The organism is Paenibacillus ehimensis NBRC 15659, from assembly GCF_004000785.1.
GTDB lineage: Bacteria > Bacillota > Bacilli > Paenibacillales > NBRC-103111 > Paenibacillus_G > Paenibacillus_G ehimensis.
In genome coordinates, this window is sequence record NZ_BILX01000027.1 from 38,383 (window position 1) to 55,002 (window position 16,620).

15 protein-coding genes and 1 pseudogene are annotated in these 16,620 nt (G+C 56.3%); 13 read left to right on the plus strand and 3 right to left on the minus strand.

Translation table 11 applies throughout. The features are described from left to right. Positions 1 to 34 precede the first annotated feature (34 nt). From PEH01S_RS16970 to PEH01S_RS17030, 13 genes are all read left to right on the plus strand, one after another. Positions 35 to 1,027 carry a phosphotriesterase family protein gene (locus tag PEH01S_RS16970; RefSeq protein WP_127486885.1) on the plus strand — a complete coding sequence of 331 codons (993 nt, stop codon included), beginning with the start codon at positions 35 to 37 and terminating at the stop codon, positions 1,025 to 1,027. Positions 1,028 to 1,039: 12 nt separating this feature from the next. Beyond that, positions 1,040 to 1,780: a creatininase family protein gene (locus PEH01S_RS16975; RefSeq protein ID WP_127486887.1), complete on the plus strand. Its 741-nt coding sequence runs from the start codon at positions 1,040 to 1,042 to the stop codon at positions 1,778 to 1,780. Between the two features lie 22 nt (positions 1,781 to 1,802). After that, positions 1,803 to 2,537: an SIS domain-containing protein gene (locus tag PEH01S_RS16980; protein WP_127486889.1), complete on the plus strand. Its 735-nt coding sequence runs from the start codon at positions 1,803 to 1,805 to the stop codon at positions 2,535 to 2,537. A 50-nt stretch (positions 2,538 to 2,587) separates the two neighbouring features. After that, positions 2,588 to 2,857, plus strand: a complete 270-nt coding sequence (locus PEH01S_RS16985) for an HPr family phosphocarrier protein (protein WP_025845634.1) — start codon at positions 2,588 to 2,590, stop codon at positions 2,855 to 2,857. Next, positions 2,857 to 4,602 carry a phosphoenolpyruvate--protein phosphotransferase gene (gene ptsP, locus PEH01S_RS16990; RefSeq protein ID WP_127486891.1) on the plus strand — a complete coding sequence of 582 codons (1,746 nt, stop codon included), beginning with the start codon at positions 2,857 to 2,859 and terminating at the stop codon, positions 4,600 to 4,602. The genes PEH01S_RS16985 and ptsP overlap by 1 nt, the downstream gene beginning before the upstream one ends. 323 nt (positions 4,603 to 4,925) lie before the next feature. Further along, positions 4,926 to 5,858 carry a nickel ABC transporter permease gene (gene nikB, locus PEH01S_RS16995; RefSeq protein WP_025845631.1) on the plus strand — a complete coding sequence of 311 codons (933 nt, stop codon included), beginning with the start codon at positions 4,926 to 4,928 and terminating at the stop codon, positions 5,856 to 5,858. Positions 5,859 to 5,930: 72 nt separating this feature from the next. Beyond that, on the plus strand, positions 5,931 to 6,752 hold the full coding sequence (gene nikC, locus PEH01S_RS17000) for a nickel transporter permease (RefSeq protein WP_127486893.1): 822 nt from the start codon (positions 5,931 to 5,933) through the stop codon (positions 6,750 to 6,752). Positions 6,753 to 6,857: 105 nt separating this feature from the next. Beyond that, positions 6,858 to 7,706: an ABC transporter ATP-binding protein gene (locus tag PEH01S_RS17005; RefSeq protein WP_127486895.1), complete on the plus strand. Its 849-nt coding sequence runs from the start codon at positions 6,858 to 6,860 to the stop codon at positions 7,704 to 7,706. A gap of 33 nt (positions 7,707 to 7,739) precedes the next feature. Further along, complete coding sequence (locus PEH01S_RS17010; RefSeq protein ID WP_246062963.1) at positions 7,740 to 8,750, plus strand: oligopeptide/dipeptide ABC transporter ATP-binding protein; 1,011 nt, start codon at positions 7,740 to 7,742, stop codon at positions 8,748 to 8,750. Between the two features lie 18 nt (positions 8,751 to 8,768). After that, positions 8,769 to 10,433, plus strand: coding sequence for a nickel ABC transporter substrate-binding protein (locus PEH01S_RS17015; RefSeq protein ID WP_127486897.1), 1,665 nt, complete (start codon positions 8,769 to 8,771; stop codon positions 10,431 to 10,433). A 36-nt stretch (positions 10,434 to 10,469) separates the two neighbouring features. Further along, positions 10,470 to 11,231, plus strand: a complete 762-nt coding sequence (locus tag PEH01S_RS17020; RefSeq protein ID WP_127486899.1) for a class I SAM-dependent methyltransferase — start codon at positions 10,470 to 10,472, stop codon at positions 11,229 to 11,231. A 3-nt stretch (positions 11,232 to 11,234) separates the two neighbouring features. After that, complete coding sequence (locus tag PEH01S_RS17025; RefSeq protein WP_127486901.1) at positions 11,235 to 11,987, plus strand: class I SAM-dependent methyltransferase; 753 nt, start codon at positions 11,235 to 11,237, stop codon at positions 11,985 to 11,987. 124 nt (positions 11,988 to 12,111) lie between these two features. Beyond that, positions 12,112 to 13,173: a copper amine oxidase N-terminal domain-containing protein gene (locus PEH01S_RS17030; protein WP_127486903.1), complete on the plus strand. Its 1,062-nt coding sequence runs from the start codon at positions 12,112 to 12,114 to the stop codon at positions 13,171 to 13,173. 96 nt (positions 13,174 to 13,269) lie between these two features. Here PEH01S_RS17030 and PEH01S_RS17035 read toward each other — a convergent pair whose 3' ends face one another. The 3 genes and pseudogenes from PEH01S_RS17035 to PEH01S_RS17045 all read right to left on the minus strand — a co-directional run bounded on the left by PEH01S_RS17035 (position 13,270) and on the right by PEH01S_RS17045 (position 16,490). Further along, positions 13,270 to 13,800: a MarR family transcriptional regulator gene (locus tag PEH01S_RS17035; RefSeq protein WP_127486905.1), complete on the minus strand. Its 531-nt coding sequence runs from the start codon at positions 13,798 to 13,800 to the stop codon at positions 13,270 to 13,272. An 86-nt stretch (positions 13,801 to 13,886) separates the two neighbouring features. Next, positions 13,887 to 15,095: an MFS transporter gene (locus tag PEH01S_RS17040; protein ID WP_127486907.1), complete on the minus strand. Its 1,209-nt coding sequence runs from the start codon at positions 15,093 to 15,095 to the stop codon at positions 13,887 to 13,889. A 226-nt stretch (positions 15,096 to 15,321) separates the two neighbouring features. After that, positions 15,322 to 16,490: pseudogene (locus PEH01S_RS17045) on the minus strand (multidrug effflux MFS transporter). Positions 16,491 to 16,620 lie beyond the last annotated feature (130 nt).

Consider the following 16,620-nt stretch of genomic DNA (forward strand, 5'->3'; position numbering starts at 1 on the left):
CCGGACGAGGTGCGGATAAGGAGGTCACAGAGAGATGAGTTTCGTTCGGACTTTGCGTGGAGATATCCCTAAGGACCAGCTCGGGTTTACGTATTCCCACGAGCATATCGTTTGCCGCCCGGCATTCTGGGCGGAGCGGGGAGAAAACGACCTGCTGCTGGATGACAAGGAAAAATCGAAGCTGGACGTGCTGGACTTCAAATGCCACGGCGGGCAAACGATCGTCGATGCCACGGCCGTCGATTACGGACGCGACGTCGAGGCGGTGTACGCGATCATGGAAGAAACCGGCGTTCAGATCGTCGGCACGGCAGGCTTCAACAAAAGCTTTCTGTGGAACGCCAAAGTGAAGGAAGAGCTGAAGCCGATCATCGGCAATTACAACACGTACTACGAGTGGATCGATGCGAAAAGCATCAACGAGCTGGCGGATTTCGTTATCCGCGAAGTGGAGGAAGGACTGGAAGGAACGCCGTTCAAGGGCGGTCAAGTGAAATTCGGCACCGGCTACAACCGGATTACGCCGCTGGAGGAGAAGACGCTGCGGGCCGTCGCCCGCGCGCATCACGAGACGAAAGCGCCGGTCCACTCCCATACGGAGGTCGGCACGATGGGTCTGGAACAGATCGAGCTGCTGCGGAGCGAGAACGTGAATCTGGCCTATGTCAGCTTCGGCCACATGGACCGCAATCCCGATCCGTATTACCACGAGCAAATGGCGAAAACCGGCGCCTATCTGTGCTTTGACGGCATTGCCAAAATCAAATACGCGCCGGAAAGCACCCGGATTCATCTCCTGCTGGAGCTGGTGCGCAAAGGGTACGAGAACCAGATTTTGATCAGCGGGGATACGGCCCGGAAAACGTACTACAAGCACTACGATTACGGGCTCGGCTTGGAATATATCATTGCCAAATGGGTGCCGCGCTTTATCGACGAGGCGAACAAAGCCGGGTTCGACGGCGACAAGCTCGTGGAAAAGTTTTTCGTGACGAATCCGGCGAACTGCTTCGCCTTTAAACGGTGAGGAGGGGCGGCCATGCAGCTGCAATACGAAAATTCGTTCGACGTCAAAGAGAAAATCGTCCGGGCGCAGGCTGCGATTCTGCCGATCGGTGCTGTGGAAGCGCACGGGCCCCATCTTCCGCTCGGGACGGACAATCTGCTGGCAGAGCGGATGGCCGCCAAGCTCGCCGAACGGACCGGCAGCTTCGTGCTGCCGACGATGCCTTACGGCCAGGTATGGAGCCTGCGGAATTTTCCGGGCAGCATCAACGTGTCCAACGAGGCGCTGATCGCCTTGCTGAACGATATCGGGGAAAGCTTATTCCGGCAAGGCTTCCGCATCTTCGTTATGCTGAACGGCCATCTCGGCAACGCCACGGCCTTGAAGGAAGCGGCCCGCAAGCTGGCGGAACGGGTGCCGGAGCTCACGGTCTATTATTTCTTTTATCCCGGTGTCAAAGACATTACGGCGCAGGTCCGCGAGTCTTCGAGCAGCCATGCTTCGTATTTTCACGCTTGCGAGATTGAAACCTCGTACATGCTGTATCTGGCCGGCGAGCATGTCGACATGAGCCGGGCGATTTGCGACATTCCCGACATCGGCGTAGAGGCCGACTGTACGCCTACCCCGTGGGAGACGTTCACCTCGTCCGCCGTCCTCGGCGACGCCACGTTGGCTACCGCGGAGAAAGGGCGGGCCATCCTGGAGACGAGTCTTGACGTCATGACCCGTATCGTGAACGATGCCAAGAAGCGGCATCAACCCACACCCTAAAGAAAAGCAGGTGAAGGCAGCAATGATCCAAACGTATTTCAATCATATCCGGCGCATGCTGAATCTAGTGGAAACGACCGAAACGGCCGCCATGCGTCAGGCTGCGGAGCGGACGGCCGACTGCATCATCGGCGGAGGCGTCGTTCATTTGTTCGGCTGCGGCCACTCGCATATTTTGACGGAGGAAGTGTTCTACCGCGCAGGCGGTCTGGTCCCGATCCGGCCGATCTTCGTGGAGCCGCTCATGCTGCACGAAGGGGCGGTCCGCTCCTCAGAGCTGGAAAGGCAGAACGGACTGGCAAGCACGTTTATGGAGGAGCAGGACATCCGTCCCGGCGAGGTCGCGTTCGTGCTGTCCACTTCGGGACGCAATCCGGTTCCGGTCGACGTCGTGCTGGCAGCGAAGGAAAAAGGCGCCTTTACGATCGGCATCACCTCGCTGGAGTATTCGCAAAGCCAGCCTTCGCGGCATACGAGCGGCAAGCACTTGTACGATGCCGTAGATTTGGTCATTAACAATTATGCGGTCAAAGGCGATGCGGTGTTGAAGCATCCGGACATTCCGATTCCGTTCACCCCGACGTCCACGGTGATCGGAGCGGCGCTGCTCAATGCCGTGCTGGCCTCGGCCATCGAACGGATGGCAGAGCGAGGGTTCCAGCCGCCGGTCTTCCTAAGCGGCAACATCGACGGAGCCGACCGCCACAATGCCGCCTTGATCGAACGGTACAAAGAACGTATCCCGCTATTGAAGTAATTAATATCCTATTAAATATATAAAGATTATAGGTTAGGAGGTAGTGCCGCATGGTGGCGAAAGAGATAATCATACGAAACGAACAAGGTTTTCATGTCCGGCCGGCCCAGCTGTTCGTAGACAAGGCCAACGAGTTTCGGTCGGACCTCAAGGTGCGCAGCGAGAGCGGTGAAGAAGCCGACGGAAAAAGCATGCTGGACCTGATGACCCTCGGATTGGAGCAAGGCGCCCGCATCGTTTTGGAAGCAAGCGGCGAGGACGAACAGGAATGCCTGCAAGCGTTGGCCGAGCTGATCGAAAGCAAGTTCGGTGAATCGTGATGAGGGAGCAGCGGATTTCAGGCATCGGCGTGTCGGAAGGCGTACGGATCGGAAGCGCGCTGCGATATTCGCCGGTCCCGGCGGCAGGCATGGAGCCGGAGCGCGAAAGCATCGGTCCGGATGAGGTGACGGCGGAAACGGCAAGGCTGCGTCAGGCGAAGGAGGCCTGCGCGTCGGAGCTTCAAGCTATGGTGGAGCGGACGAAGCGGACGCTCGGCGAAGACAAGGCGGGAATTATTGCGGGCCAGCTGCGGTTTCTGGACGATCCCAAGTTTTATCCGGCGATGGAACGGAAGATCGCGGAGCTGCATGTACCGGCGGACAAAGCGGTCCGGGAGGTGACCGAATTTTACGCGGCGCGGCTGGAAAGCATGGCCAACGAATACATGCGGGAGCGCGCGACGGATATTCGGGATATCGGAGGCCGCTTGCTGTCCAGCTTGCGCGGAGGGACTTCGGTCAGGCTCTCGGACCTGCGTGAGCCCGTCATTCTGGTCGCCGACGATCTGGCGCCGTCGGATACGGTGCAGCTTGATCCGCGCGTTGTCCTGGCTTTCGTCACGCGGGTCGGCGGGAAGACGTCGCATACGGCGATTTTGGCCCGGTCGCTGGGCATTCCTGCGGTTGTCGGAGCGGGCAACGCGTTGGACGCCGTCCGGGACGGCGAGACGCTGGTCGTCGACGGGCGCGCAGGCCTGTGCGTCCGCAACCCGGAGGCCGCCTACCTTCGGCAGGCGGCGGAGCTGCAGGAGCAGGAGCGCGAGCTTAGGGACGAGCTTGAGGCGTTCCGCTTCCGCCCGGCGGTCACCGCGGACGGCCAGCGGGTGGAGCTGGCCGCCAATATCGGCACCGTTCCGGAGGCCGAGGCGGCCGCGCATGCCGACGCGGACGGCATTGGGCTGTACCGGACGGAATTCCTGTTCATGGGCGCGTCCCGGCTTCCGGACGAAGAAGAGCAGTATGCTGCCTACAGGCAAGCTGCGGAAGCGATGGCAGGTCGTCCCGTCATCATCCGTACGCTTGACATCGGCGGAGACAAGGAGCTTCCGGCGCTCGAGCTGCCCAAAGAGACGAACCCGTTTCTCGGCTATCGCGCCATCCGGATCGGCCTCGATCGTCCCGAGCTGCTGAGAACGCAGCTCAGAGCGATTTTGCGGGCCAGCGCGCACGGCAGCGTCAAGATCATGTTTCCGATGATCTCCAGTATGGACGAATGGAGAAAGGCGAAAGGGGCGGCGCACGAGGCAATGGAGGAGCTGCGCCGCGAGGGCGTCGATTTCGACCGGAACGTCGAGCTGGGCATCATGGTCGAGGTTCCGTCCACGGCGGTAATGGCCGACAGCTTTGCGCGCGAGGTCGATTTCTTCAGCATCGGAACGAACGATCTCGTCCAGTACACGCTGGCTGTCGACCGGATGAACGAGAAGGTTGCGGAGCTGTACGATTATTTCCACCCGGCGGTGCTTGAGCTGATTCGCCGGGTGATCGAAGCCGCCCGCCGGCACGGCAAGTGGGCGGGGATGTGCGGCGGCATGGCGGGCGACCCGCTGGCGGCGCCGCTCCTGCTCGGACTCGGTCTTGACGAGTGGAGCATGGAAACGGGGGCGCTGCCGAAGGTGAAGCGCGCACTCGCTCAGCTGAACGCCGAGACGTGCCGGGAGCGGGCGCAGCACTGGCTGCAGCTTGCCACCGCCGACGAAGTGCGCCGCGAGCTGGAGCGCTTCCGGGCACAATTGCAAGGCTGAACTGTCGCTAGTGGCGAAAGCTGTTGAAAATATTATTTTGAGGACGTATCCCCAAGCTGCGGAAATGCGCGGGGAACGTCCTCTTTTTTTCGAGACGGCGCGTTAGCGGGCGCTGTGTTTTTTGGATTGACAAACCGCAATAGAGCAAGATAAGATAACTAATAGTAATAATTACGAATTACAAACGTTAATATGCTTCCGAGCTTGTTTCAGGGATATGGATTTAATTAGGACGAGCTGACGAAGTATGCTTTAACATCGGTTTTAATCGTAATTATTATCCTTTATTTCGTCGGTCCGCGGCAGCACAGAGAGTGGTGAACATGATAGCTTATTTTTTGCGGCGGGTGCTGCATATGATTCCGGTATTCATCGGCGTCACTTGTATAACCTTTGCGCTCATGAATTTGACCCCGGGCGATCCTGCTGAAATTATGCTGCGCGGAGCATCGGGCGTGCAGCCTTCGCAAGAAGCGATTGAGGCGGCCAGAGAAGCGATGGGTTTGAACGCCCCCGTGTACAAGCAATATGCAGCTTGGTTATGGCGGGTGCTTCATCTGGATCTTGGCCGTTCGTACAGCACCGATCTCCCGGTTTGGCAGGAGCTGACGGACAGGCTTCCGGCGACACTGCTGCTCGCTATGTGGGCGCTTGTGGCGATGCTGGCCATCTCGCTTCCCTTAGGAATCGGTTCTGCACTGTACCCGCATTCGTGGGTGGACCGATTGGCAAGAATCGTCGCGATGCTGGGCGTTTCGATGCCGGGCTATTGGCTCGGTCTGCTGCTTGTTTATTACGGCTCGGTCAAGCTTAAGCTGTTTCCGGTGATCGGCATGGACGGTTTCCGGAGTGTGGTGCTGCCTGCGCTCACACTTGGGATCGGCATGGCGGGCCACTATATCAGAGTAATTCGCTCCGGTCTGGTCGATGTGCTCGGCACCGTCTATATCAAGGCGGCCAGGGCCAAAGGGTTGCAGGAAAGTCTCGTCATCGGACGGCATGCGCTTATCAATGCCCTGCTTCCGGTACTGACGATGCTGGGCATCCATATCGGGGGGCTGCTCAGCGGTTCGGTGATCGTCGAGACGATATTTTCTTGGCCGGGGGTCGGCAAATTTGCCGTCGATGCGATTTTTAAAAAAGACTTTATTGTCATTCAGGGGTATGTGCTGCTGATGGCCGTTTTCGTCGTAAGCATCAATCTGGCTGTCGATTTGTGCTACCGGATGATCGACCCGAGAATCCGGCTGCGCTGAGCGGCATCGCGCAGAGAAGCGCCATATGGAAAACACAACAAGAACGCTCGAAACGAAAGGAGACCATCCGGCATGAAACGGGGGCGTAAATTTCCGGGCAACGCCGCGATTTGGAGCGGCGGGCTGATTGTGGCCGCTTTTATCGCGGTCGGCATCTTTGCGCCGTATGTCGCACCCTGGGACCCGCTGAAGGTGAATCTGGAAGTGAAGCTGGCCGGACCTTCGCCGGAGTACCCTTTCGGCACGGATCAGATGGGACGGGACATACTATCCCGTCTGATGTACGGAACGCGTTCTTCGCTGTTTTATTCCGCCGCCGTGCTGGGTGCGACGCTTGCGGTCTCCATCCCGGTCGGAATCGCCGCCGGTTACATCGGCGGTAAAGTCGATCACATCATCATGCGGCTTATCGATATCCTGCTCGCTTTTCCAAGTCTGATTCTGTCCCTGGCGATCACAGGGATGCTGGGGCCTGGCTTGTTCAACCTGCTGCTGGCGTTCGTCTCCGTCTGGTGGGCGGGCTATGCGCGCCTTATACGCGGCATGGTGCTGCAGATCAAGGAAGAGGACTACATAACGGCGGCGCGAGCCGGGGGAGCGACACACTTGCAGATTGTGCTTCGCCATGTTCTGCCTCATGCGCTCAGCCCGATTATCGTGCTCGCTTCGGTCGAAATCGGGACGATTATTTTGTCCGTTTCCGGCCTCTCGTTCCTCGGCCTAGGCGCCCAGCCGCCGACGCCCGAATGGGGCGCGATGCTCAACGATTCGCGGCCGTATATGCAGACCGATCCGCAGCTGATGCTTTTCCCGGGACTGACCGTGATGATCGTCGTACTCGGCTTCAATCTGGTCGGAGAGGGGCTGCGGCGGACGCTGCGGGGCACGGGATAAGCCGGGGGCGAGGCGGAAAGGGAAGAAGGGCTGCCGTGCCCGCCTGACATAGCTTCGCAGGCACATGGCTTGAACATGACATATTTTGCGCAAGGGGGAATCGTGATGCTGGTTACGACGCAAGAGGCAGAGCCGCGAGTCATACGGAGCCATACGCAGGAAGCGGCAGAGGTCCCCGCAGTACTGCGTATTCAGAGGCTGAGCGTATCGTATCATGCTTCGGACCGCCGCGCCTCCGGTCCGGCCGTGGACGAGGTGAGCTTGGAAGTGAAGGAAGGGCAGATCGTAGCGCTCGTCGGGGAAAGCGGCAGCGGCAAAAGCACGCTGGCCCAAGCCGTGCCCGGTCTGCTCGACCCCCGCAAGCATCGCGCAGAAGGGGAAATTTGGCTGGACGGCACAGACCTCCGCCGGCTATCCGCAAGGGAGCTGCGCCGATATAGAGGCAGCAGGGTGGCGATGATTTTTCAGGACCCGGCGAATGCGCTGAATCCGGTTCTGACGATCGGCAGGCAGCTGACCGAAACCATCCGGCGGCACGGGAAAGGGCAAGGGGCTGGGGCCAAGAAGCTGGCCGTCGACCAGTTGCGCCGGGCGGGGCTGCCGGATCCGGAGACGCTTCTGCGCAAGTTTCCTTTCCAGCTATCCGGGGGCATGTGCCAGCGCGTGATGATCGCAATCGCCCTCGCCTCCGGAGCAAAGCTCCTGATCGCCGATGAGCCGACGACCGCGCTCGATGTCACGGTTCAGGCGCAAATTTTGCACGAGCTGGACCGGCTTAGGAGGGAGACCGGCATGGGCATTTTGCTCATTACTCACGACTTGGGCGTCGTGGCCGAAATCGCCGACCAGGTCTATGTCATGAAAGGCGGGCGCATCGTCGAATCGGGCAATGTGTTCGAAATCTTCGCCCATCCGCGGCATGCCTATACCCGAGAATTGCTTGAAAGCAGGTAATCCGTCGGAGCTTGGAAGGGAGGCAGGACCGCCGTGAGGCTGATCGAGACTCAAGGACTGACGAAGATCTATAAACGGGAGGGACGATGGTTTTCTTCCTCCGCAAACGAAGCTATGCCGGCCGTAGACCGGGTCAGTCTTCATGTGGAGAAGGGGGAGACGCTCGGGCTTGTCGGCGAAAGCGGCAGCGGCAAGAGCACGCTCGCCCGCCTGCTGCTCGGGCTCGAAAAGGCCACCGAAGGCCGTCTGCTGTTCCGCGGCGAAGATATGACCCGATGGGGATTCAGGCGGCTGCGGAACATCCGCGGCAGGATGCAGATGGTGTTCCAGAACAGCTATTCCTCGTTCGATCCGTTGTTTACCGTGGAAAAAATTGTCGGCGAGCCGCTCAGCAATTATGGAAACATCACAGCGCGCGAACGCAGACGCATCGTCCTGGAAAGTCTGGACATGGTCGGGTTGGGGGCGGCCTATGCGGGGCGGTACCCTCACGAATTAAGCGGCGGGCAGCTGCAGCGGGTGAACATCGCGCGGGCGCTTGTCCTGCAACCGGAGCTGCTGGTCTGCGACGAGCCGTTTTCGAGCCTCGATTTCAAGCTTCGCCGACAGATCCTCACACTCCTTGAAGAGCTGAAGAGACGCCTCGGACTGTCATACCTGTTCATAACTCACGATTTATCGGCCGTATCCCGCTTCTGCGACCGGGTAGCCGTGATGTACAGGGGGCAAATCGTCGAGACGCTGCCGGGAGCCCGTATCGCCGAAGAGGCGCTGCATCCGTACACCCGTTCGCTGTTGGACGCGGTTCCTGTGCAAGATCCGCGGCTCAGGCGGAGCAAGACAGGGAGGCCGCCCGGCGAACCGGCTCTGCTGCGGGGAGATAACATTATTCGGGGCTGTCGGTTTTGCAGCCGTTGTCCTGCCGCGATGCCGGTCTGCTATACGGTCGAGCCCGCACTCGAACGGAAGCGGCCATCTCATCAGGCTGCGTGCCATCTCTATGCGCATGAAGCCGAAGGCAAGCCAAACCTTCCAAATTGTTAAAGAATAGGGGCAACTACGATGAAACCGAACAGCGCAAGCCGCAACAAACGATCTTTTGCCATACAAGGCCTTTTCGTGTTATTAAGCGTTCTGCTGGTGTTGGTTACCGGCTGCTCGGCCGGAGACAAAGCCGGCACAAGCCAAACGGCCGCAGGTACCCGAAGCGACGGGGCGACGGGCGAAAAGCAGGTGGTCGTCGCCGTCGCTTCCGATCCGGGGCTCGACCAGCTCGATGCCGGGACTTACAAAGGCTCGATTCAGGTGCATCCGATGATTTACGATTCCTTGGTCGAATACGGCGAGAAAGGCGAAATATTGCCTTCGTTAGCCGAATCGTGGACAATCTCCCCCGACGGCAAGGAATATACGTTCAAGCTGCGCAAAAACGTCAAATTTTCCGACGGCACGGAATTTAACGCGGAGGCGGTCAAGTTTTCGTTCGAGCGTTGGTACAAGGACCCGGCCAATTCCTCCATCAATGTCGCGAAGGCGATGCAGGAAATTACGGCCGTTGACGCCCACACGGTCAAGATGACTTTTAGCCAGGCGTTCTATCCGTTTCTGACCGAGCTGACGTATGCCAGACCGGTGCGCATCCTTTCTCCTTCGGCCGTTGAGCCGGCGGGGGACGTCAAAGGCAAGTTCGTCAAGCCCATCGGCACCGGCGCGTGGAAGGTCGACAGCTATACGAAGGACCAGCAGGCCGTGCTGGTGCGAAATTCCAACTACTGGGGGAAAGCGCCGCTGCTGAACAAAATCGTGCTAAAAGTCGTCAACGATCCGCAATCGCGCCTGCTGGCGCTTCAGAACGGATCGGTGGACATTTCCGGCGGCCAGATGGGTAAAATTTCGTCGGAAAGCCTTCAGGTCGCCCAAACCTCCGATTCGTTAACCGTACAATCCGCCCCCGGTTCGAATTCGCATTTTGTCGTCTTTAATGGCTCCAATCCGTTTCTGCAGGATGTGAACGTGCGCAAGGCGATCAATTTGGCGGTCAATAAAAAAAGCATCGTCGACAAGCTGATGGGAGGGAGCGGCAAGGAAGCGCAAGGCTTGTTCCCGGCTACCGTGCCTTATGTGACCGCAGAGAATATCCGATGGTACGGCTATGAGCCGGAGCAGGCGAAGCAATTGCTTAAGGAAGCCGGCTTTGCGGATACGAACGGCGACGGCATCGTGGAGAAAAACGGCAAGCCGCTTGAATTGAATTTTGTGCTGCAGCAGACCGAGTTTCCCGAATGGAAAGCGATCGCCGAATTTGTCCAGGCGCAGCTTAAGGAAATCGGCATTACCGTCAACCTGAAGGTGCTGGAAGCGAACGCCTATTACGATGCGCTGTGGAAGAACAAGCAGTACGATATGCTCATTTACCGTACTTATGCGGATTCCCAGAACCCGCACTTTTTCCTGCTGTCTTTGTTCCATCGGACGGCAAATGCTCCGGCTGTCGCCTGGTCGGATCCGCCATTGGAGGCTTTGATTGACGAAGCGATGGGAGCGATGGATGCCAAAGCAAGGCAGGAAACATACGATGCGCTCTTCGGCCGGATGTTCGAGCAGGCGATGGTTTTGCCGGTTTATTATCCGGATGACATTTTTGTCGTCAATAAGAGAGTCCAAGGCTTTAAGCTGGGGCAAACCGCATATTTGCCGGTCGTTTGGAACGAGCTGGATGTCAAGTAACTATACAATAAACTATAAAATTTCAGGAGAGACGCTATGTTGAATGACATTTCCAAGTACTGGACGTCCAGCTCCGGCAGCTACGATAAAGCAGTCAAGGCGCAATTCCGCAGCCGTCGGACCGTAGCCATGTGGACATCGCTGCTGAGCGAAGGGTTGGGCGGCAGGGAGGGACAAGCCGTCCTGGATATGGGAACCGGCCCCGGATTTTTTTCGATCCTGTTGTCAAGAATGGGGCATCGCGTTACGGCGATCGACGCCTCGCAGGGGATGATCGAAACGGCATCGCGCAATTTCAAGGCGGCCGGCGTTAACGTCAAGGTCTATGTGGGGGACGCGGCCCATCTCCATGCCGAAAAAGACAATACCTTCGATGCGGTCGTGTGCCGCGATGTCGTCTGGACGCTGCCTGACCCGTACGGGGCCTATGCGGAATGGTACCGCATCCTAAAGCCGGGCGGCACGCTAATCGTATTCGACGGCAACTATTTTTATCGGGAGAAGCAGGAGAAACAGACGCCCTTCAACATGCTGTGGCACGCCCTTGGGTGGACGCTAATTCTCCTTACGGAGATGAGGGTAAGGAGACGGTCCGATCAGGATAAGGAACTGCTCGGCCAACTCCCGTTCGTACAGGTCATGCGCCCGGAGGCCGATCAAGAGGCATTGCAGCAGGCCGGATTTCGTATTCAGGAAATTCGCCGTAATTTTACGTCCGGCTACAAGATGACGATGCAGCATTTGAAATACGGCTACGAAAGCGACAGACGTTTTATGATCCTAGCAAAGAAGGTGTAACGGATGACGATGCAAAATGAAATTGAAACGTACTGGAATGGCGAAGCGGAACTGTACAGCGACAGCATCCAAAAGGAGCTGAACGGTTTTGAAAAGCAGGCCTGGCTTGATTTGATTTTTGAATATGCTCCGCCGAAGGAGCGGCTCGATGTGTTGGATATCGGCTGCGGACCGGGCTTTTTCACGATTATTTTATCGCAGGCCGGCCACAATGTCCTGGGGATCGACTGCACGGAAAATATGCTGAAGTGTGCCCGCCGCAATGCGGAACAGGCAGGAGTGAAGCCGGAATTCCGCAAAATGGACTCGCAGAAGCCGGAGCTGGAATCCGATAGCTTTGACTTAATCGTGTGCCGCAACCTGACTTGGACGCTTCATGCGCCGCAGGCGGCTTACGGCGAGTGGCTAAAGGTGCTGCGTCCAGGCGGCCGGCTGCTCGTATTCGATGCCAACTGGAACCGACATTTCATTGACGACGACCTGCGGGCGAAGCGGGATGCGGATCTGCGCGAGTACGAAGCGAGAGGTTGGGGCAGTCCGCCAAGGCATGTCGATTGGGAAGAATCCGACCGTCTCAGCCTGCTGCTTCCGTTAACGAAGGAATGGCGTCCGGCATGGGACCTGCAGGCGTTGAAAGCCGAAGGCTACAGCGATGCGTTCAGCGTGGAAAACTTGTCGGAGCGGGTGCTGGATGAGAGGCAGCAGGTACTCAGCCGGTCAACGCCAATGTTTATGGTATGCGGACAGAAAGGATAAAGAACTGGTCTCGTGCAACCTTTTAGCCGGACGCCGCGTTTAGGAGGTAGAGAACAACACCGTGGAGCGCTGACTCCATAGGTTATTCTCCTACATAGGTTGACTACAGGAGGTATAGGACATCATGCAACCATTCAAAGTACTCGGGGCGGTGTTGGCCGGCGCGCTGCTGGCAACCAACGTCGCGTCCGCCGCTCCAAGCGAGCCTGCGACGGTAAAACCGCTGCCGATTTCCGCTCCTGTTCCGCAGGATTCCAACGGCGGTCTAAAACTTGTACTCGTGATCGACGGAAAAGGATTCTCCCCGGAAGAGAACCCGATATACGTAGGCGCCAAAAATCAAATAATGGTACCGATCCGCGCTGTCGCCGAAGCGCTTGGCTATAAGCTCACGTGGAAGCAGGATACGCACTCGCTGGAGCTGGTTCAAGGCAACCAATGGCTAACCCTTCAGATCGGACAAGACAAATACGGCTTTGCCAAAATGCTCGTTCCGCTTGAGGTGGCCCCGGAGCTAACGAATGAGAAAACGTATGTTCCTCTGTCCTATTTCGAAAAGGTGATGAAGCTTCAAGTGAAGGTGGATGCAACGGGAACGATCAGTATCCATTCCAAGAAGCAAGAAAGCGACGAACAGGCTGCGAGCACGACCAAGCAAGGGACCGTTACCAGCATGACCTACCGCGATAAAGGCGGAGAGATCGGCCTTAACGGCTATGGGCACGGCGTCCGACTGAACATCTCCGACGAAACGGAAATCGTATCCGATACGAACCAGAAGCTGACGCTGGCCGACCTGCAGCTTGGCATGTCCGTCGAAGCGGAACACGGCTTGGCGATGGCTATGAGCATGCCGCCGATGACCCATGCCAAAAAGATTATCGTGAAACAAAGCCCTGCCGCGCAGCCAACTTTAGGTACGGCAGGCGAGATCGGGGAAATCACTTCTTCGGCGGAAGGGACAATGCGTCTTACGATCAAAGGAAACAAGCTTAGCGACGGATCGCATGACACGGTAGTCCTGAACGTGGCAGGGGATACGCCTGTGATCGGTACGAAGGATAACCAACCGATTGCCGCCGACCAGCTTAAGAAAGGCGATAAAGTGTATGCCTTCTATGGTCCGGTCTTGACCAAAAGCTTGCCGCCCATCGGCCAAGCCGTCAAAATCGTTGTAGAAAACTAAATTACGGCATCCACGCAAAAAAAGGCAGTCCTTTAGCCATTTCATGGTAAAGGACTGCCTCTTTTTTGGGCGATTCCGGAAGCGACTAATAAGGGCTCAAAGTTCTGCTCGATCACTTTTTATCATGGCATCCATGGCGGCCATTGAATTTTCGAGCACGCCGGTAATATCGCTGACCAAACGATCGATGAATTGAAAGTCCTCGTCCGAGTAGCGGCTGATGAAATCTAAAAAAAATTTCTCCACATACTGATGATACCTTTCATGGACATGATAGACGATCTGGCCATCCGGCGTCAGACGGAAAAGGACTTCCTTTCGGTTCCCGCTGAGCGAAAACTTCTCGATCCAGCCGCGATCCAGCAGCTTGGCGCTGATTTTGGTAATCGCGCCTTTGGTCATGCCCATCTTCTCGGCAAGCCGGGTTACGTTGATGGATTCGTGATTGCCGATTAGCTCAATCGCGTGCGTTTCGGACATCGTCAGATCGTCGGTTAAATTCCTGATCCCGTATTGCCGGGCAATGGCAAAGAATATATCTTTTTCTTTCTTATCATGATCTTCATACAGATGCACCATTTGCATCACTTTGGCGTATAAATGCTGGGCGTTGGCATCGTTTCCCAAGATCAGGCTCCTCCGAAAAACAAGTATAGGCTACCTTAACTGTACCATTAGAGCCATCGCTGTTTCAACTGGCAGGAAGAGTCAAGTCACCCTTCGGTCTTCATAGGGGAGAGTGCCGTACGGGTTTCTTTGGGCTGCAAATAACGGGCAAGCACCGCAGATAATGCGAGTAACAGCGCGGTAACCGCGCTTACTAGAATAATGTCGTTCCCGCCGGTATATAAGATTCCTCCCATGGTCGGTCCTGCGGCCATGCCGAAGTAACGAACGAGATTATAGACGCCGATCGCGGTTGCCCGGTTATGGACAAACTGTTCACTAAGCAGCGTGGTCTGCATTGGCAGCGTCAAGCCCAGGCTAAAGCCGAGCAGCAGGAAGGAGGCCATCAGCAGCGGAAAATTAATTCCTGCCAAGCTGCCGAACAGAACGACAGCTCCGATGGATGAAGCTGTCGTGACAAGCAGGCTTCGCAGAACGCCGAACCGGGATTGCAAACGAATGCTGACGGCGCTAGCCCCCATGAGCAGAACGATAAACGGCATAATGACAACCCCTGTCAAGGCAGGTCCCATGCTATATCGATTGTTCAGAAAGGTTGGCAGGAGCACAGCGATGATGTACAGCGTGAAATTGGTTGTGAAGCCGATCGCCAGCACGATAGCCCCGATTTTATTACGCACGACGTTCAGGAAATTTTGCGTGATGGATGGCTTTGCGGCGGTGGTAGGCCCGGCGGGCGGCCTCTGTTCTTCTTTGATCCAGAATGCGTTCATGATGAAAATGGCCAAGCCGCTAAAGGCAAGGAACAGAAACGCATTCCCGTAGTGACCCGATCCGCCCAAAAGACCGCCAAGCGGGGGACCGATAGCCGGAGTTACTGCAAGGAGCGTTTGGTATATGCCCATGGCCTTGACTCGTTCCTCTCCATGGAACTTATCGCCGATCAGAGTCACGGCAACGAGAGGGATCGCAGCCGCGCCGACGCCCTGGAGAATGCGCATGGCTAACAGCAGGTAGATATTTCCGGCATATGCGCAGCCGATGGAGGCAGCGACATAGAGCAAGATGCTGGGCAGCAGCACGATCTTGCGTCCTTTCGCATCGACAAGCGGGCCGTAGACGACCTGCATGGCGGCAAGCGCTACGGTAAAGATCGAGACGGTTAAATTGGTTGTAAAGTAAGAGGCATTCATAAGTTCTCGCACCTGTGACAGTAATGGCGTGTAAATATGCGTAGCCAGTGAGCTGACAAGGGCACTGATGCCTAAAATAAACAGCGTGCTTTTTAATTTCATTCCTATTAAGCACCATCCTTTCGCAAAGCGAATAGAAAATATTGTTTCCCGGGATACAATGAATGTGAGCTTCGGCCTAGGAACGAGCAGACACGCTTTTTTTATGTTTCCCAGTAAACAATATAACTTGGATTAAAGTGAATTGCAAGATATGTTACTTCCGGGCTGTTATCGGGGAAAGAACGAGAAGCCGGGCTCCCTAGATGGAGAGCCGGCTTCCCGATGCTTAAAGCTTTTTGCTGACAAGGGCCATACTAATCGCCAATACAAGAAAATACATAGGCATGGTAGCAACGAACCATTGTGAAGATAGCTCATCCCGCTGGTAATCAGGCTGACCACCACGTAATACCCCAATCCGAAAATGGCGCCTGCGGTCCCAAGTACATCGCCGTAATGGACGAGCGCCAGACTCAGGCAGTTCGGAATCGCCATGCCAACCCCCAGCAAGAGGATAAAAATGAAAGCTATCATCAGTGTCAAGCCTATTCCCGAAGGGCTTATACCATAAAGTGCAAGAACGGTGAGACATAGGGCTCCCGCCATCGTGACGAGAGAACCAAGAAATATAATGTTTCCGGCTGAAATCCGGGTAAGCAGTTTCTTCGACAGCATCGCACCGATGATGGAAGACAGCGCCACGAAAATCCCCAAAAAGCCGAACGCGCCCGGACTCATGTGAAAAAACTCCATAAAAATGAACGGCGCCTCGGCATAATAGCTAAACAAGATGCCGTTTGTCGCTCCGATGAGAAAACCAAATGCCCATATTCTTCTGTCAGAAGCCAAGCGCTTGACAACAGAAAACGTATGAATGCTTGAGGTCGCAGACACTCTTGTCTCAGGCAGAGAAACCAGCGTGTACGTAAAAATGGCGGCGCTCATCACGACCAGAGCGAAGAACACAGCTCGAAAACCGAACGATTGATCAAGCCATCCTCCAATTAACGGCCCGAGGGCCGGCGTAAAGGCAAGAGCCGCAGAGATCTGAGCGAATACGGCATGACGCTTGGCTCCATCGATACTCTCACGCAGCATGGTTTGAGTCACCACCGAGCCGGTGCCGGCGCCAAAAGCCTGAATGAACCGGCTTGCGAGCAGCCATTCATCCGAACCGGACAGGTAGCATCCCAAGCTGCCAAGGGCATACACCAAAATTCCCCAAAGCATAGCGGGACGCCGTCCGATGGAATCCGAAAGCCTTCCCCAGCAAAACACGCCAACGGCGAAACCGAGGAAATAAATACTGAGTGTCAATTGAATCGCATTCCCGGTTGTATGCAGGCTATTTGCGATATCCGGCAATGAAGGCGTATAGATCGTTTCGCTAATTTGCGGGAAACCCACAAGAATGATGAACAGCAATAATGATGGTGTTGAGATTTTTCTTTCCACAGCCAATCCCCCTATAATTCAAAAATCTCAATAAGCCGGGAAAGAAATTACGGGATCGGGGGTTTGCATTTAATCAATCTGGCAAAGGATAGCACTATTTTTCACCTTTATTGTTTTATAGGGGGAGGTT